This is a genomic window from Cryobacterium glucosi (assembly GCF_004402235.1).
GTDB lineage: Bacteria > Actinomycetota > Actinomycetes > Actinomycetales > Microbacteriaceae > Cryobacterium > Cryobacterium glucosi.
On record NZ_SOFS01000001.1, the window covers coordinates 20,017 to 36,739 of the forward strand.

The following is a 16,723-nucleotide window of genomic DNA, read 5'->3' on the forward strand; positions in this document are numbered from 1 at the left end:
CCACCGACCGCGCTCCCGAGTTATGCCCGGGGCTGGCGGGGGAGGATCGTGACCGAGCCCAGGAGGGCCGGGGTGATCGGGGTCGAGGCGACCGTGCCGGTTTTGCGGTTGGGAGCGAGGCCGAGAACGGTCCCGAGCACGGAGATCGCCGCCGCCGCTGACCAGGCCTGCGGGCGGCAGGCCGCGGGGTAGGGAACCGCGACCGGGAATTCTGCCGCGGAGTCCCCGGAGTGGAGCTCCGGCATCCGGTAGCCGAAGGATTCGGCGGCCGCGAGCAACCCGTCGATCAGGATGCCGGCCTCGGCGCCGAACCCGGCGCGGCCCAGCCCGTTGATCGCGATCGCGGTGTCGTGGGTCCAGACCGAGCCGCCGTGGTAGCTCAGCGGCCAGTATCCGGTCGAGTCGGTCGACATCGTCCGCAGCCCGAAACCGGAGTTGAGCTCGGGGGAGACGAGCCGGGCGGCGACGAGCGCCGATTCCTCGGCGTTGAGCAGGCCGGTGCCGAGCAGGTGGCCGATGTTGCTCGTGACCGTGTCGACCGGGCGCTTGTGCGCGTCGAGCGCGACCGCCGGGTAGCGTCCTTCGGGAGAGTTGATCCAGAAGGATGCCCGGAATCGGGCCTGCAGGTTCGCCGCCCAGGTGCGCCACTCGGCCGCGCCGGGGCGACCGAAGGCCTCGAGCAGCTCGGCGCCGCCGATCGCCGCCTGGTAGGCGTATGCCTGCACCTCGCAGAGAGCGATCGGCCCCTCGGCGAGGGAGCCGTCCCGCCACTGGATCGAGTCGCCGGAGTCCTTCCAGCCCTGGTTGGCCAGGCCGTGCCCGGTCTCGTCGACATAGGAGAGGAACCCGTCGTCGTGGCTGTCGCCGGAGTCGCGCATCCAGCCGAGTGCCGCCTCGAGGTGGGGCAGCAGGGCCACGACCTCGGCGTCGGGGAGGCCCCAGTGCCAGGCGTCGTTCAGCAGGCAGATCCAGAGCGGCGTGGCGTCGACCGTCCCGTAGTAGAGCGGCGGCAGGTTCAGGCTCTCGCCGGGCATCGAGAACGCGCCCGGCCTCAGCTCGTGCATGATCTTGCCCGGCTGCTCGGCCGTTTCGGGGTCGGAGACGGTGCCCTGCAGGCTTGCGAGCAAGCGGAGTGTCGAGCCGGCGATGTCGGTGCCGAGCGGCAGCAGGAACCGCGCCGCCCACAGCGAGTCGCGCCCGAACAGGGTGAAGAACCACGGCGCTCCTGCGGCGAGGAACGGCTCATCGGGCCGAGCCGTCGTCGCCATCCGCAGCCCGCTGAGGTCATCGAGGGCGCGCTGCACCCAGCGGCCGAGCCGGGCATCGCCGGAATGCACGGTCACGCCATCCCACTCGGGCAGGCCCTCGGCCGCCTGCACCACGGTTGCACGGTGCTCGACGTCGACGGTCCATTCCACGGTCGCGGTGCCGTGCGCGGGCACTTCGACCGCCCAGCTCGCCGCGACGACCGGTGCGGCGGCATCCGTCCCGGCTCGGTGCGCCCCGCCGGCGGCCGACGCGGGTGTCTGGGCGAGTGTCGCGTCGCTGCCGAACCGAAGCACGGCCGTCACGCTCGGCGTCGACAGGCGGATGCCGTCGGCAAGGGTCTCGAGGTCGACGACGGGCGTCTCCGGCAGGTCCTCAGTCGGGAACGCGCGCCGGCTCTCGGGGTCGGCGAGCCCCGCCTTGACGGTCTGCATGTCCGAGAAGTCGGGGTGGACCCGCAGGGCGATAGTGGTCGAGACCGTGTGGCCCAGGCCCGAACGGATAGTGATGCGTTCCCGCATCCGCCCGGCGCTCACGGTCCGCGTCACCTCGAGCCGCAGCCGCGGGTCGGCGGTGGCGTCGTCGAGGTGCCGAAGCAGCGAGGTGAAGGTCACTTCGCCCGAACCGCGCCCGGCCTGGGCGATCGCCTCGCCGTGTGCCCCGCCGACCGAGACGTCCCAGCCAGAGAGCACGCGGGTGTCCGCGTGGTACAGGCCGTGGATCGGCAGTTCGGTGCGCCCGTCGGGACGTGACCACGCCTGGGTGGGTGCGGCGAGGACGATGGTCGAATCGTGGAGCAGCGGCTGGACCGGGTGGTCGCCGGCGGGCTGAGTGGGCACGGGCGTCGAGATGAGGGACTGGGAAAGCATGAGGAAGGAACGACTCCTGGGTTGAAGCGGATGTCCACAGGGGGACGGGGAAGGTGGGCCGGCCGGCCGGGACTTACTCCTTGACGGCGCCGTCGGTGGTGTTCATGATCCGTTTCTGGAAGATGAAGAACATCACCGCGACCGGGATGGTCATGATCGCCGCGGCGGCGAGTTTGAGCGGATACTGGGTGCCCTGGCTGAGCTCCCCGGAGGCGAGTGAAGCGACGCCCTTGGTGAGCGTGGTCAGTTCAGGGGACTGGGTGGCCACAATGAAGTGCGAGAGTTCATTCCACGATCCCTGGAAGGACAGGATGATGATCGTGATCAGGGCGGGCCTCGCCATCGGCAGCACGATCGACCAGAACACCCGGAAGGTGCCTGCCCCGTCGATGCGGGCCTGTTCCTCGACGCTCGCGGGGATCGATTCGAAGAAGTTCTTCATGATGAAGACCCCCGCCGCATCGGTCAGGAGCGGCACGATCATGCCGACGTAGGTGTCGTAGATGCCGATCTGGTTGATCACGAGGAACTTCGGGATCAGGAGCACGACGCCGGGCACGCTCATCACGGCGATCAGTCCGGCGAAGATGACCGTCCGGCCGCGGAACTGCAACCGGGCGAGGGCGTAGCCGGCGAGCGAGTTGAAGAACACCCGTCCGAGCGTGACGAAGATCGTGACGATGGCGGAGTTCTTGAACCAGACCGGGAAGTCCGAGTTGAGGAACAGCTTCTGGTACGCGGCGGTCGACCAGGTCTGGGGGAGCAGCGAGATGGGATTGCTCGCCGCCTCGACGTCCGTCTTGAACGAGGTCGCGACCTGTATCAGGAACGGGGCGATGTAGATGATCGCGAGCACGGTGAGGATCGCGTACATCAGCGACCGGCCGGCGACGGCGCGGGTGGGGAGCTTTTCGCGGCTGAGCGCACGGAGTTTGCGGGATGGGCTGACCGTGGGCGCGCTCATCGTGACTCTCCGGACTTCGTCGTCGATGCGGGTGTGGCCGTGGCCGCCAGGGCGACCGCTGAGGCGGGATTCGTGAGGTAGGGCCGCATCCTGCGCTTCGACACCGGCCGTTCCCGCAGCACCCAGCGCTGGAAGAGCGTGAAGAACACGATGATCACGAAGAGGATGAACGCGATCGCGGCGCCCTGGCCCCATTCCTGGTTGTTGAACGCCGACTGGTAGGACAGGTAGGCGGGCGTGAGCGTGGTCTTGCCGGGTGCGCCCTTGGTGCCGGTGTAGATCTGGTCGAAGACCTGCCAGCTGCCGATGAGGCCGAGGGTGAGCACGGTGAACAGGGTCGGGCGCAGCTGGGGGAGGGTGACCTTCCAGAACCGCTGCCAGCCGTTGGCGCCGTCCATCATCGCGGCTTCGGTGACCTCTCCGCTGAGGTTCTGCAGCGCCGCGATGAAGAGCAGCATGAACGTGCCGCTCGTGGTGAATACGGCCATCAGGATGAAGGCCGTCATGGCGACAGAGGGGCCGGCGAGCCAGTCCCACCAGGAGACGCCGAGGAAGGACCCGTCCGTGAGTGCGGCGGGGCCCTGGGTCACCCCGAAGAGCTGCAGGAAGTTGTGCAGGATGCCGCTCGGGTCGTTGAACCAGTTCGGCCCGTTGATGCCGATGAACGAGAGCAGCTTGTTGATGGCGCCCGTCGAGCTGAACAGGAACAGCCAGAGCACGGTGATCGCCACCGAGCTCGTCACCGACGGAAAGTAGAACGAGGTGCGGAAGAAGCCTCGGCCGCGGAGGATCTGCCGGTTGACGAGCACGGCGAGCAGGAGGGAGAGGGCGGTCTGGATCGGGACGACGAGCACGACGTACCACGCGTTGTTGCGCAGTGCCGTGCCGAAGTCCTGTTCGGCCAGGCCGCCCCCGTTCAGCAGGGTGGAGTAGTTGTCAAAGCCGACGAACTTCACGTTGCCGCCGAAGGGGCTGCCGCGGCCTCCCCAGTCGGAGAAGCTGACCCAGAGCGCCATGAGCACAGGGACGACGAGGAACATCCCGAGCAGGATGATCATCGGGGCGGTGAAGAGCCACCCCGAGGCGGCCTCGCCGCCCCGGATTCCGGAGCGGCGAGACGTGCGTGCGGGCTTCGACATGTCGAACTACTTCAGCAGCGCTTCGAGGTTCTTCTGGGCGGCGTCGAGGATCTGCTGGGGATCGCCCGTCTTGAGGGACTCGAGCTTGGAGTTCAGCTCGGTCACGACATCCGCTGAGCCCTTCGCGGTGGGCGTGCCGACGGCGTAGTCAGCACCGTTCAGGAACGGGACGAGCACCGGGTTGGCGGCCTTCCAGTCGGACGCGGCGGACTTGATCGACGGCATCGGGCCGAAGGCCGTTGAGAAGGCCAGCTGGGAGTCCTTGCTGGTCAGCTGCTCGACGAGCTTGAGCGCGGCGGCCTGGTTGGGGCTGTCCGTTGCGATGCCCCAGCAGTTGGTGAACTGCATGGTGCCCTTGCCGGCGGGGCCGGCCGGAAGCTCGGCGACCGTGTACTTCACGCTCGGGTAGTCGCTGGACATGGCACCGGTGATCCAGTTGCCCTCGATCGTCATGGCTGCGAGCTGCTTGCCGAAAGCCTCGCCGCCCCAGCCGGCTCCGACGTCCTTCGCGTACTTCATCACGCCGTCGTTCAGGAGCTTCTTGACCTCGGTGAGACCGGCGACGGCCTCTGCGCTGTTCGCGGTGGCCTTCGAGCTGTCCTCGTTCATGAGGTTGCCGCCGGCCTGCGCCATGAAGGCGCCGGCGCGTGCGTATTCGCCGCCGATGGCGAGGCCGACCTGGTCGGGCGTGGTCAGCTTCTTGGCCACGGTTTCGAGCTGGTCCCAGGTCGTGGGGATGTCGGCGTCGGTGAGTCCGGCCTTCGCCCAGGCATCCGTGTTGATCACGAGGCCGAGCGTGGAGAAGTCCTTCGGCGCGCAGTAGAACTGGCCGTCGTAGGTGAAGGACTTGACGAGGCTCGGGTAGAAGTCGTCCTTGTTGGCGAGGCTGTCGCCGTAGGCGAGCAGGGAACCGTTCGACGCGTAGCCGGCGAGGGCATCCGTCGACAGGTAGAACACATCGGCCGGCTTCTTGGCCGCGAAGCCCTGGGCGAGCTGCTGGTTGAGGTCGCTCGCGACGGAGACGGTGGCCTTCGTGCCGCTCGAGGAGGACCAGGATGCGACGGCCGCGTTGACGGCCTTCGTCTCGGCGTCGCCGCTCGAACCGATCAGGACGGTGAGGCTCTTGCTCGCGTCGCTGGTGAGCGCGGCGGCCGAGCCGGTCGAGCCGGACGTGGTGCCGCCGAAGCTTGAGCTGCAGCCCGTGAGGGCGAGCGCTCCGGCCATGGTCAGGCCGGCCCCGATCATCCAGCGGGAGGTGCGTCGTTGCATTTTCTTCTCCTAAAGTCGCGCCGCAGTGCGCGTTTGCTTGTGTGAGAACGACGATAGCCGGTTTTATTTGATCGATCAAACTTTTTCTTTGATCGATCTAATTCTGGGGTCGATCCGACGCGCTAGTCTGGTTTTATCGTTCCAGCCACGGGGCCTCGTGCCCGGGGCGCGAGGAGCACCGGCAGGGAGAGATCATGGGAGAATTCCCCACCGTTACGGACGTGGCGCGCGTAGCCGGGGTGTCCCGCCAGACGGTCTCCAACGTGATGAACACGCCCGGAATCGTGAAGGCCGATACCCGCGCCAGGGTCGAGGCGGCCATCAGTGCGCTCGGCTACCGTCCGCACGCCTCGGCGAGACGGCTGCGCACCCGGCGCAGCTCGACGATCGGCATCCGCCTCGACCCGATGATCGACGGCATCTCCGGCTCGGTACTCGACCGGTTCCTGCATGCCCTGACCGAGCAGGCCGATGCCAGGGGCCTGCGTGTGCTCCTGTTCACCGCCACGAGCCCCGAGGACGAGATCAGTCAGTTCCGGCGCCTGAACGACGGGGCGGATGTCGACGGTTTCGTCCTGACCTCGACGACCGCCGATGACCCGCGCACCGAATGGTTGCTCGAGCAGGGCATCGCCTTCGTCACCTTCGGCCGGCCCTGGCGGAGCGACGACTTCACCGCGCCGCGCCACCCCTGGGTCGACGTGGATGGTTACTCTGGCCTGCACGCGGCGACCCGCGCGCAGCAGGACGCCGGTGCGACCCGCATCGCCTACATCGGCTGGCCGAGCCCGTCCGGCACAGGGGACGACCGTCGGCGCGGCTGGCACGACGCCATGCTCGAGCGGGGCGACGTCTCCGCGGAGGACCTCGCCTGCCTCGAGGTGGTCACGGCCGACGGAGTCGACCAGGGCGCGGCGGCCATGCAGCAGCTCGCCCGCACGGCCGGCGGCATCGACGCGGTGCTGTGTGCGAGCGACGCGCTCGCCCTCGGGGCGATGATCGCCAACCCGGCCCGGGTGCCGGTCACGGGGTATGACAACACGCCCATCGCGGCGGCGATCGGGCTCTCGAGCGTGGACCAGCCCGTCGACGAAGTCGCCGCCGCGGCCCTCGAGCTCCTCGCCGGCGAGTTCGAGGGGAAGTCCGGCGCGCCATCCGATCCGGCCCCGCCGCCCTTCCGGATGGTCACCCCGCGGCTCATCACCCGGCAGTTCGCGGCCATTCCCCGGGATTCGGTGCCCGTGAACGCCCTCGTCAGCGAGGTCTCGCGCTGAGTTGCGGACAAAGCACCGTCCTGCCTGCCGCGCCGTGCAGTTGAATGGGGGAGTGATCCCTGCACCGAATCCCGCCGCGCTCCCGGCGAAGAGCCTCGTCCTCATCCCGCTCCTGCGAGCAGACCTCGAAACGGCGCACTATTCCGTGGCGACCCTGAGCGGACTCTGGGGCCCCGAAGCGGATGCCGCGCTCCGCCGCAACCAGCGGGTCCCCGCCCTGCGGGCCCTCGCGGCCCTTCGCGCCAGGCTCGGTCGCGAGGAGCCGTCGGCGATCCTCGCGCAGCTCTTCGTGCTCGGACTCCCGGTGACGCGCGGCGCGCTGTCGGCGGCGCTCCCGAGCCTCGGGACGGCAGGTGCCGTCGCGCTCGGGCTCGTCGCCCGCGTCGGTGAGGATGACGAACCCGGCACAGAACCCGGCGCAGAACCCGGCGCCGACGAGAACACCCTGCTCCGCCCGCTCGTCGAACTTCGCCCGTACAGCTTCGTGGACGCCCACGGGGCCGGCAGCTGGTGGATCGCCTCCGACCTCGGCGAGCTCGTACTCGGGCACGCGCTCGGCGAGAGCCATGTGCTCGGCGTCGGCGGGGCATCCCTCACCCTGAGCGGCCTGCTGCTGCCGAACCCGGTCGACACCGCCCTCGACCTCGGCACCGGCTGCGGGATCCAGGCCCTGCACGCCTCCCGCCACGCCAGACGCGTCGTCGCGACCGACATCTCCGAGCGTGCGCTCGAGCTCGCCGCCCTCAACGCCGCCCTCAACGGCGTGACCAACATCGAATTCAGGCTCGGCAGCCTGTTCGAGCCGGTCGCGGGCGAGCGCTTCGACCACATCATCTCCAACCCGCCGTTCGTGATCACGCCGCGGGCAGAGGGCGTGCCGAGCTACGAGTACCGCGACGGCGGCCTCGTCGGTGACGCCCTCGTCGAGTCCGTCGTGCGCGGAGCCGCCGAACACCTCACCCCGACCGGCGTCGCCCAGCTCCTGGGCAACTGGGAGTACCGCGCAGGCCAGGACGCCTTCGACCGCCTCGCCGACTGGCTCACCCCAGCCGCTGCCTCCGTCGACGCGAACCAAATCGACGGAGATTTTGCCGAAAAGACACCGGGGAAGCCGTCTTCGGACCCTGCGGAGGGCGAATCTCCGTCGAATTCGTCAGGGCCCGCGCCGGCGCTCGACGCCTGGATCATCGAGCGCGAGGTGCAGTCGCCCGAGCTCTACGCCGAGACCTGGATCCGCGACGGCGGTACCCGGCCGGGCACGGCCGACTTCGACCGCCTCTACGATGCCTGGCTCGACGACTTCGCGGCGCGCGGCGTGACGCAGGTCGGCTTCGGCTACCTGCTGCTCCGCCGCCCGGACACCGCCCGGCCCGCGGCGGTTCCGCGGTTGCGGCGCCTCGAACGCCTGCACGGCGGCCTCGGTCACAACCCTGACGGCATCGGCAGCCACCTCGCGGCCTGCCTCGCCGCCCACGACTGGCACGCGGCCCTCCCGGATGACGACCTGGTCTACGCGACCCTGACCGTTGCCTCCGACGTCACCGAGGAACGCCACTTCTGGCCCGGCCAGGAGGACCCGACCCTGCTCACCCTGCACCAGGGAAGTGGATTCGGCCGGTCGGTGTCGCTCGACACCGCGCTCGCCGCGCTCGTCGGGGCCTGCGACGGCGAACTCGCGGTCGGCGCGATCGCCGGTGCGCTCGCCGAGCTGCTCGAGGTCTCCGAACGCGACCTCACCGCCGAGCTCCTCCCGCGCGTGCGCGAACTCCTCGACGACGGCTTCCTCCTCCCGCCAGAACTGCTCGCCTGACCCGGTCCCGACGTACCCGCCGGCGGCAGGCGACCGCCCGAACCGGCCCCTGCGGTAGTTTGGAACCAACCGGATTCGTTCGGAGAGGAGGACGTGAGTGACACCCGACGCGCGGAATGCCATGAAACGTCGCACCTTCCTCATCGGAGTCACGGGTCTCTCGACCCTCGTTCTCACCGCGTGCGTGTCCCCGGCCCCGCGGCCGAGCGCATCCGCCACCGCTACGTCGACCCCCGCACCGACGCCCACCGTCTCGCCCGTGCCGAAACCCGCGCAGATGCGCCGCACCTCCTGGTCGGCCGACCCGTTCGCCCGCGGTTCGTACAGTTTCGCCGCCGTCGACTCCACGCCCGAGCAGCGCACCGCGCTCGCCCAACCCGTGCTCGACCGGGTCTTCTTCGCCGGCGAGGCCACCTCGACCGACGCTCCGGGAACGGTGCAGGGCGGCCGCGACTCCGGTCTTCGCGCGGCCCGCGAGATCATCGCCGCCGCAGCGCCCGGCGAACGCATCGCCGTGATCGGGGCGGGCATCGCCGGGCTCAGCGCCGCGCGCATCCTCAAGGACGCCGGTTTCGACGTCGTCCTCGTTGAGGCTCGCGACCGCATCGGCGGCCGCATCGACACCGTCAGCGACAAGAAGTGGCCCTTCCCTGTCGAGCTCGGCCCGTCCTTCGTGAGCCACAGCGACACAACGTCCCTCGACGAGGAATTCACCCGCCTCGGCATCGCGACCACCCCCTTTCCGAGCGCGAGCGAGACCCGCACCAATGCCGGAATCGTCGTCGCGGTGCCCGACACCGGCGAAAAAGCCGTTGCGACCGCACTCGCCTGGGCCACGAAACAGGCCAGTGACATGTCCGTGCAGGGCGCGCTCGACGGCTCGGGCGCGAGCACGCTGTCCACAGCGGATGCCGGTGACGGTGTTTCCGCGGCCGACTGGCTCGCATTCCGGGTCGCGACCGTTCTCGATATCGACGCGGGCGCATCCGTCGACCAGCAGTCGGGCTGGTACACGAGCGCGGACGCCGGAGCGAACGAGGACCGGATCGTGCTCGGTGGATATGCCCACCTGCTCACCAAGGCGGCAGAGGGCATCGACCTGCTCGACTCGAGCGTCGTCACCAAACTTGCATACACCGACACCGGCGTGAGCCTGCGTCTGGGCACGGGGGAGTCGCTCTCCGCCGACCGCGTGCTCGTCACCGTTCCGCTCGGGGTGCTGAAGTCCGGGGTGCTCGAATTCGACCCCGCGCTGCCCTTCGCGCACCGCGGCGCGATCGCCGACCTCGGCATGGGCACGCTCGACAAGGTCTGGCTGCAGTTCGACGAGCCGTTCTGGAGCACGACCGCGCCGCTGTGGACCACGGTCGGTGGGGACGAGGACTTCCGGGTCTGGATCAACATGATGCCGCTCACCGGGGAGCCCGTCCTGGTCGGACTCGTCGCCGGGGACACGGCGCTCCGGCTCGCCGGGACCGACGATGCCACGGTGCTTGCCGCCGCGCTGCGCGGGCTGACCCCGTTCTACGTGCCCCCGACGCCGAGCCCCACGCCGACACCCGCGCCCTGACGAACCCCATAAAGTCAATCCCGAGTATTTCTCACCAAACGGTGTAAGCTATGCCCAATGTCTAGTCGCTGAAGATACCCGGGGCGAGCCGGGACTTCATGCAGGTGCGGTCCGCCGTTGTGCAGCTCCCCAAGGTTTAGTCGTTCCCGGGTTGGTGTTGCCGATGGCTGCCAATTGGGTGGGTTGCGTGCAACGGTCGTAAGACCCAGCAATGTACACATGTCGTGCCGTCGGCCACCCGAGCGCGGTCGCGGCTTCGGTGCCCCGCCACAGTCGCGACTGCAGTTCCCCTGTTTGACCGCGTGATTGATCGTGCCTCATGGAAACCCTGCTGGACCAAGAGCTGGACAGCCTGCTCGACTTCGATTCCGACCTCGCCTGCGAGGGTTCCCACCATGGCCGCGGCCTGAGCGGCCACCATCCGACCGCGCCCGGTGCCTACATGGTCATTTCGCCGTGCTGCGGCCCGAAGGTCGTGCAGTGCTCCCCGCGGGTGATCGCCATGCAGCACTCCGGCGTGCTCTACTGCGGCGCCTGCCGCAGCGAACACCTCACCGTGGAATACACCTTCATCCCGCTGTAGGCCGTTCCACCCACTCCCTTCCGCTGTAGCATGCGATGGCGCAGTTCGACCGCGCAACCGGATGCCGAGGGGAACCAGCCATGATCGCACTCACCGGAGCGACGGGGCTCGTCGGCGGCCTCGTTCGCGACCGCCTTGACGCGGCAGGAACGCCCACCAGGCTCATCGTGCGCTCGACCGCGCGGCTCGCGCGGCAGCATCCGGATGTCTGGACCGCCGGCTACGGCGATGCCCAGGCCCTCGCCCCCGCCCTCGCCGGGGTCGACACCCTGTTCATGGTGTCGGCGTCCGAGAGCGCCGAGCGAGTGACCGAGCACCTCACCCTGATCGACAGCGCCGTCGCCGCCGGAGTCGAGCGGATCGTCTATCTCTCGTTCCTCGGCGCCGATCCGCACGCCGAATTCACCCTCGCCCGCGACCACGCCGCAACCGAGACGCACCTGCGGGCGAGCGGCCTCGCCTTCACCTTCCTGCGCGACAACTTCTACCACCGGCTGATCGCGCAGATGTGCGGCGCCGACGGCGTCATCCGCGGGCCCGGCGGCGAGGGCCGCATCGGCTCGGTCGCGCACACCGACGTGGCGGATGCCGTCGCGGCCGTCCTCGGCAGCGGCTCTCGTCACGACGGGGAGACCTTCACCCTCACGGGGCCGCGCGGCTGGAGCCTGCGCGACGGCGCCGCGGAGCTCGCCCGGGTGACCGGGCGGCCGATCCGCTACGAGCGCGAGACCGAGCCCGAGGCGTGGGCGTCCCGCGCTCACTACGGCGCGCCGGACTGGGAGGTCGCGGGCTGGATCTCAAGCTATCTCGCGATCGCGTCCGACGTGATGGATGTCGTGACGGACGACGTCGAACGCCTCACCGGGCATCCGCCCCAGGACCTGCCAGAGTACCTGCGCGCCACCCCCGACGCCTGGGCGCACCTCCGCCCCTAACCTCCGCCCCTAACCTCCGCCCCTAACCTCCGGCCATTACCTCCGGCCATTACCCTTCAGTGCTGGGCTTGAGGCCCCGCCAGCCGCGGGACGACCAGGTCAGCATGGCCGCGATCCCGGTGAAGAGCGCGACGGCGACAACGCAGTACAGCACCGTCTCGAGCGGGCCGCTGACCTGCTTCGGGTCGAGGAAGAAGTAGGGATACCAGCGCACCAGGGCGCCCCGGATCAGGGTGAACGCGCCCCAGATGCTCGGGACGACCATGACCCAGGCGAGCGTCGTCCACGGCAACCGGGCCTTGCCGGTGTCGGTGAGCCAGTCGACGAGTGCGATCCCGGGGATCCAGAAGTGCAGCAGCTGCGTCGACCACGGCACCTCCATCGTGTACGCCCGCGACGAGGACTGGATCACGATCGCGAGGAACACGATGCCCGAGACGATCATGTAGGTCGTGACGAGCAGCCGGATCCAGTCGAGCCAGGGTGGGTCGACCTCCCGGCGCAGGGCGACGATCCCCGCGGCGATGAAGACACCGACCGCGGCGATGGCGCTCTGCACGGTGAAATAGCTGAAGTAGTTGTACACAATAAAGCTCTTGAAACCGAGGATGTAGCCGAAGTACCCGAGCAGTGCGAGCACCTCGGCGCAGGCCAGAACGAGCCGGACGATGCCGACGATCCGCCGTCGCGGGGAGTGAAGCGGGGAGTGAAGCGGGGAGTGAAACGGAGAGCGATCCGGGGAGCGCCGGCCCAAGCGCATCAGGGAACGCCTCGCCGAGCCCGGGCGCGCCAAGAGCACCGCGGCGAGCGACCCGGCCGGGTCGTCGGTGCGGGCGGGACGATCTGCACGCGCGCACATGCTTCAACGCTACGCCAGCGGGCAGGTCACTCGATCCGAAAGCCGTCGTCCCCGCGGTCCGGCATGTCCTCGACGTGCACGGTGTCGACCTGGGCAGAGGGCGGCCCGTGCCGCAGCCAGTCGAGCATCCGGTCGACGGATGCTGCCGGCCCCTCCACCTGCACCTCGACCGAGCCATCCCTGTGGTTGCGCACGAATCCCGCGAGCCCGAGTCGCCGGGCCTCTGCCTGCGCGTAGTACCGGAACCCCACGGCCTGGACCATCCCGCGCACCACCGCCTGTTTGCGAACCATCCCCCCAGTGTGCCCCCGATCCGGTTCCCTGTCCCGATCGGGGGGACGCCGGAATACAGCGCTCTTGCTACCGTGGGAGCGCTGAGCCGACCGAGGCCAGGCTGGGGAGTCACGTGAGCTGGACTACCGCACTGATCACGCCCGCATTGCCCGATCACCCGCTCTTCGTGTTCGCGGCCTATTTCGCCGTCGTGCTCCTGAGCGTCGCCCTGCCGTTCGCGGTGTCCCTCGTGCTCTACGAGGTCCTCCAGCTCTGGGCGGTTCGGCGCCGTGAGCGCGCAGAGCCCGACCTGCGGGCGCTCCTGCTCACCGTCCTCGTCGCGGTGGCACTCGGCGTCATCGGCGTGCTGCTCCTGCAGTTCGGCCTCACCGGCGCCCCGCCCGCGTCCGGCACGGCCGCGAGTCTCGGCGGGCTCGCCGCACGGCTCCTGATCGTGTTCGCGCCCCTGGCCGTCCTCGTCCTGGTGCTCCGCACCCTGATCGCCCGCCGCCGCTGACCGCCGCCGCTGACCGCCGCCGCTGACCGCATCGACTCAGCGGCACGCCCGCGGATGCCGACGCCCTAGACGACGGGGACCGGTGCGGTTATCGTGCCCAGATCACCCGGCACCCGCCGCGTGAACCTGCCAGAAACCGAAACGGAGCTGAGATGGACGCATTGACCGCACCGGAACGAGCCGAGGTCGAGCGAGCGAACGAGTCGGGCCTGCGTCCGGTCGTGTTCGTGCACGGGCTCTGGCTGCTCTCGAGCAGCTGGGACCGCTGGCGCGGCCGCTTCGAGGCCGCCGGCTACACAAGCATCGCCCCCGGCTGGCCCGACGACCCCGAGAGCATCGAGGAAGCCAAGCGCGACCCCGACGTCTTCGCCCACAAGATGATCGCCCAGGTCACCGACCACTACCTCGACGCCATCAACGACCTCGCGATCAGACCCGCCATCGTCGGGCACTCCTTCGGCGGGCTGATCGCCCAGCGCCTGGCCGGTGAGGGAGTCTCCGCTGCAACGGTCGCGATCGACTCCGCACCGTTCCGTGGCGTGTTGCCGCTGCCGGCATCCGCCCTGAAATCGGCGTCACCGGTGCTGCTCAACCCGGCGAATGCCGGGCGGGCCGTCTCGCTCACCTTCGAGCAGTTCAGCTTCGGCTGGGCCAACGCCCTCGATACCGACGAGGCGCGCGCCCTGTACGACACCTATCACGTGGCCGCATCGGGCGTGCCGCTGTTCCAGGCCGCGACCGCGAACCTGAACCCGTTCACCGAGGCGCGGGTCGACACGAAGAATCCCGAGCGCGGGCCGCTGCTCATCATCGCGGGGGACAACGACAACACCGTGCCGCTCGCGATCTCGCACGCGATCTACAAGCAGCAGAAGAAGAACCCGGGTCTGACCGAGATCGTCGAGGTGCCGAACCGGGGTCACTCGCTCACGATCGACCACGGCTGGGAAGAGGTCGCCGACCTCGCCATCGACTTCGTCAAGAAGCACGACTAGAGCAGGCGGGCGCGCGAGCGGGGGCAGCGGCTCAACAGGGGCGGCGGCTCAAACGGGGTGGGGCGGCGGATGCCGCGGCTCGCTAGTATCGATCCGGGGGAGCAATCATATGGTCGACAAAAGCACAATCGATCCGGGCAGTATCGACGACGGCCGCGTCGAAAACGAGGGCATGCGCCGCCGGTTCGCCGCGCAGGCCATCATCGACAAATTGCTGCGCCAGCAGGGTGCCCACCCGCGTCGCACCCGTCTCGCCCGCTTCCTCGGTCGTTCCCCGCTCGGCGGCAATGCCCTGGGCTGGTACCGCGGCGCGCAGGGAGAGCTCGCCGTCGGCGCACTGCTCGCCCAGCTGCCTCCGGAGTGGGCGGTCTTCCACGGGCTCCCCGTCGGGGTGAACGGCTGGGACATCGACCACGTCGTCGTCGGCCCCTGCGGCGTCGTCACCATCAACACCAAGCAGCACCGCCGTGCGGGGGTGCGGGTCATCGGCGAGAACGTCATCGTCGGGGACCGGGCGGTGCCCTACCTCGAACACGCGGCCTTCGAGGGCGAACGCATCGACACGCTCCTGCATGCCTACCTCGACTTCACCGTCCCGATCCACCCCGTGCTCGCGTTCGTCGGGCCGAAGGGTGTCGTCCGCATGGGCCCCGAGAACGCGGTCACAGTGCTCGACGCCGCCGACCTCGTGTCGTGGCTGACGGCCCTGCCGCGCGTGCTCACGCCGCTCGAACGGTTCCAGGTGATCGCGCTGCTCGACGATCCCGCGAGCTGGGCCGAAACCGTGCCGGTCGGCACGGGCGACGGCCTGATGGAGCGCTTCACCGTGCTCGACAACCAGATGCGGTCGGCGAGGTTGCAGCGCCTCGTGCTCGCCCCCCTCGAGGTCGTCGTCGGGCTCGGCGTCTCCGCCTACCTGGCCGCGAACCTCGGGATCGTCCTGGTCGGCGCTTTCTCCGGCTCGGGTCGCTGACTCCGCGGCTTCGCACTCACCGGTGATCGGCTGGGCGCCGCCCTAGGACGAGGTGCATCCTGCGTCACACCGCGTGTCCCGGGTGGGCAACCCGCACACAATGCTTCATATACACCCCATAACTTAACGAATGGAGCAATCCGTCTAGGATACTGGCGTAGCCTTGTTCCCACGGCCTATCCACGGGCCCGGGGAGGAGTAAGCCGTGTACACCCGCGTTGAGACCAGCTCCGCGGTGCAGCAGCTTGCGATCGGCCTTCACGACCCCGCCCGTGATCGACCCTGGGTCGTCGTCTCCTCACCGTTCGGAACAGCCATCCCCGAGATCGGCATCGATCAGCTCGCCACCCAGATCGGCGACGTCGCGCGCGTCTTCCTCGTGCAGACCGGAGAACTCACCCGGCAGCTCGGCGACCTGCTCCCCGCCCAATTCCAGGTCTACGGCAGCGCCGGCCGGTCATACCCCACCGGGCCGAACCCCTTCGCCGACCTGGCCAGGTCCCGTCTGCGCTTCACGCATGGCGACCCCCAGCACGCGACCGACCAACTCGTCACGGATGCCCTCGCTCACGCCCACCACGCCGGTCTCTTCGCGCTCGCCCCTGCATCCGTCATCACCGTCACCGGAACCGTCAAGGGCTTCATGCTGCACGGTTCCCGCGCCCTCGTCGAGCTCGATGACGGCGGCATGGCGACCATCTGGCAGGAACTCACCTACCCGCCCGTGCCGCTGGACTGGACCCTCTCGCCCGGCCAGCGCATCCAGGGCGCCCTCGATGCCCCGACCCACCGGCTCAATGTCGAGCTCAAACCGCCGACGACGGAGGTGATCGCCGAGCGCTACCCGCACGGCAGCGTCACCCTCGCCCTGGTGCAGAAGGTCAGCGCGCAAAAGGCCGTGCTCGCCCTGCACCCGCACCTCACGTTCACGATCACCCGCGCCGACATCTCGGCCAACCCGCGGGACCTCGTCGATACCCTGCTCTCCGAGGGCGACGTCGTGGCCGCGCGGGTCATGCACCTGCCGAGTGGCGCCCTGCACCTCGTGCTCAGCGACGTCGACGACGACGAGCCGGTGTTGCCGCCGCTCGCCGCCGTGCTCAACGGGCCGCCCTGGCTGCGCGAGAACCGTCCGCTGCTCCCGCTCGTCGAGGACGACGACACCGGAAGCGGCGACGACCTCGTCTTCGACCCGGCCATGTCCGCGAAGGGGCTTGCCGGGTTCGTTCGCGCGGCCGGCGCCGCTCTCGCCCAGGACGACCTGCACGGCGAGGCCGGTTTCCCCGACGCGCTTGCCGGTGCTGGCGCCGTGCGGCCATCGCCCGCCGACCTCGCCGCTCCCCGGCCGATCGTGCCGCGCCCGTTCCCCGGGCCCGGCCGCGTGCACGCCGTGCGCCGGCCGACACCCGCGACCGCGGGGTCGCCCG

At 69.5% G+C, this 16,723-nt stretch carries 15 protein-coding genes; 9 read left to right on the forward strand and 6 right to left on the reverse strand.

Features of this window, described 5'->3' with window-relative positions; translation table 11 throughout:
- Positions 1–20: 20 nt before the first annotated feature.
- The 4 genes from E3O46_RS00100 to E3O46_RS00115 form a co-directional block, all read right to left on the reverse strand.
- A complete protein-coding gene (locus E3O46_RS00100) occupies positions 21–2,135 on the reverse strand; it encodes a glycogen debranching N-terminal domain-containing protein (RefSeq protein ID WP_134560880.1) in 2,115 nt (704 codons plus the stop codon).
- A gap of 73 nt (positions 2,136–2,208) precedes the next feature.
- Complete coding sequence (locus tag E3O46_RS00105; RefSeq protein ID WP_241975438.1) at positions 2,209–3,009, reverse strand: carbohydrate ABC transporter permease; 801 nt, start codon at positions 3,007–3,009, stop codon at positions 2,209–2,211.
- Between the two features lie 86 nt (positions 3,010–3,095).
- Entirely contained in the window at positions 3,096–4,238 is a 1,143-nt protein-coding gene (locus E3O46_RS00110; RefSeq protein WP_134559904.1) for a carbohydrate ABC transporter permease, read from the reverse strand.
- Positions 4,239–4,244: 6 nt separating this feature from the next.
- Positions 4,245–5,507 carry a sugar ABC transporter substrate-binding protein gene (locus E3O46_RS00115; protein ID WP_134449378.1) on the reverse strand — a complete coding sequence of 421 codons (1,263 nt, stop codon included), beginning with the start codon at positions 5,505–5,507 and terminating at the stop codon, positions 4,245–4,247.
- 194 nt (positions 5,508–5,701) lie between these two features.
- On the opposite strand from E3O46_RS00115, the gene E3O46_RS00120 reads away from it, so the two are divergent.
- From E3O46_RS00120 to E3O46_RS00140, 5 genes are all read left to right on the forward strand, one after another.
- Positions 5,702–6,781, forward strand: a complete 1,080-nt coding sequence (locus E3O46_RS00120) for a LacI family DNA-binding transcriptional regulator (protein WP_134560881.1) — start codon at positions 5,702–5,704, stop codon at positions 6,779–6,781.
- A 52-nt stretch (positions 6,782–6,833) separates the two neighbouring features.
- On the forward strand, positions 6,834–8,591 hold the full coding sequence (locus E3O46_RS00125) for a DUF7059 domain-containing protein (RefSeq protein WP_241987301.1): 1,758 nt from the start codon (positions 6,834–6,836) through the stop codon (positions 8,589–8,591).
- A 121-nt stretch (positions 8,592–8,712) separates the two neighbouring features.
- Positions 8,713–10,161 carry a flavin monoamine oxidase family protein gene (locus E3O46_RS00130; protein WP_134559900.1) on the forward strand — a complete coding sequence of 483 codons (1,449 nt, stop codon included), beginning with the start codon at positions 8,713–8,715 and terminating at the stop codon, positions 10,159–10,161.
- A gap of 319 nt (positions 10,162–10,480) precedes the next feature.
- Positions 10,481–10,744 (forward strand): hypothetical protein, encoded by a 264-nt coding sequence (locus E3O46_RS00135; protein ID WP_134449380.1) that lies wholly within the window; start codon positions 10,481–10,483, stop codon positions 10,742–10,744.
- A gap of 80 nt (positions 10,745–10,824) precedes the next feature.
- Positions 10,825–11,679 carry an NAD(P)H-binding protein gene (locus E3O46_RS00140; RefSeq protein WP_134560882.1) on the forward strand — a complete coding sequence of 285 codons (855 nt, stop codon included), beginning with the start codon at positions 10,825–10,827 and terminating at the stop codon, positions 11,677–11,679.
- 49 nt (positions 11,680–11,728) lie between these two features.
- On the opposite strand, the gene E3O46_RS00145 is transcribed toward E3O46_RS00140, so the two are convergent.
- Entirely contained in the window at positions 11,729–12,538 is an 810-nt protein-coding gene (locus tag E3O46_RS00145; RefSeq protein WP_134560883.1) for a Pr6Pr family membrane protein, read from the reverse strand.
- 26 nt (positions 12,539–12,564) lie between these two features.
- A complete protein-coding gene (locus E3O46_RS00150) occupies positions 12,565–12,831 on the reverse strand; it encodes an acylphosphatase (RefSeq protein WP_134449383.1) in 267 nt (88 codons plus the stop codon).
- Between the two features lie 113 nt (positions 12,832–12,944).
- Here E3O46_RS00150 and E3O46_RS00155 point away from each other — a divergent pair, with 113 nt between their 5' ends.
- The 4 genes from E3O46_RS00155 to E3O46_RS00170 form a co-directional block, all read left to right on the forward strand.
- Positions 12,945–13,328, forward strand: a complete 384-nt coding sequence (locus E3O46_RS00155) for a hypothetical protein (protein WP_134560884.1) — start codon at positions 12,945–12,947, stop codon at positions 13,326–13,328.
- 152 nt (positions 13,329–13,480) lie between these two features.
- A complete protein-coding gene (locus E3O46_RS00160; protein WP_134559894.1) occupies positions 13,481–14,323 on the forward strand; it encodes an alpha/beta hydrolase in 843 nt (280 codons plus the stop codon).
- A gap of 109 nt (positions 14,324–14,432) precedes the next feature.
- Positions 14,433–15,296, forward strand: coding sequence for a nuclease-related domain-containing protein (locus E3O46_RS00165; RefSeq protein WP_134559892.1), 864 nt, complete (start codon positions 14,433–14,435; stop codon positions 15,294–15,296).
- A gap of 205 nt (positions 15,297–15,501) precedes the next feature.
- Positions 15,502–16,723 (forward strand): hypothetical protein (locus tag E3O46_RS00170; protein ID WP_198413673.1); only part of this gene is annotated, 1,222 nt, incomplete at its 3' end.

Bases quoted from the DNA above. Each gene is read 5' to 3' on its own strand.
- E3O46_RS00100 (WP_134560880.1), bottom strand. From the start codon at position 2,135: ATGCTTTCCCAGTCCCTCATCTCGACGCCCGTGCCCACTCAGCCCGCC.
- E3O46_RS00105 (WP_241975438.1), bottom strand. From the start codon at position 3,009: ATGTACGCGATCCTCACCGTGCTCGCGATCATCTACATCGCCCCGTTC.
- E3O46_RS00110 (WP_134559904.1), bottom strand. From the start codon at position 4,238: ATGTCGAAGCCCGCACGCACGTCTCGCCGCTCCGGAATCCGGGGCGGC.
- E3O46_RS00115 (WP_134449378.1), bottom strand. From the start codon at position 5,507: ATGCAACGACGCACCTCCCGCTGGATGATCGGGGCCGGCCTGACCATG.
- E3O46_RS00120 (WP_134560881.1), top strand. From the start codon at position 5,702: ATGGGAGAATTCCCCACCGTTACGGACGTGGCGCGCGTAGCCGGGGTG.
- E3O46_RS00130 (WP_134559900.1), top strand. From the start codon at position 8,713: ATGAAACGTCGCACCTTCCTCATCGGAGTCACGGGTCTCTCGACCCTC.
- E3O46_RS00135 (WP_134449380.1), top strand. From the start codon at position 10,481: ATGGAAACCCTGCTGGACCAAGAGCTGGACAGCCTGCTCGACTTCGAT.
- E3O46_RS00140 (WP_134560882.1), top strand. From the start codon at position 10,825: ATGATCGCACTCACCGGAGCGACGGGGCTCGTCGGCGGCCTCGTTCGC.
- E3O46_RS00145 (WP_134560883.1), bottom strand. From the start codon at position 12,538: ATGTGCGCGCGTGCAGATCGTCCCGCCCGCACCGACGACCCGGCCGGG.
- E3O46_RS00150 (WP_134449383.1), bottom strand. From the start codon at position 12,831: ATGGTTCGCAAACAGGCGGTGGTGCGCGGGATGGTCCAGGCCGTGGGG.
- E3O46_RS00160 (WP_134559894.1), top strand. From the start codon at position 13,481: ATGGACGCATTGACCGCACCGGAACGAGCCGAGGTCGAGCGAGCGAAC.
- E3O46_RS00165 (WP_134559892.1), top strand. From the start codon at position 14,433: ATGGTCGACAAAAGCACAATCGATCCGGGCAGTATCGACGACGGCCGC.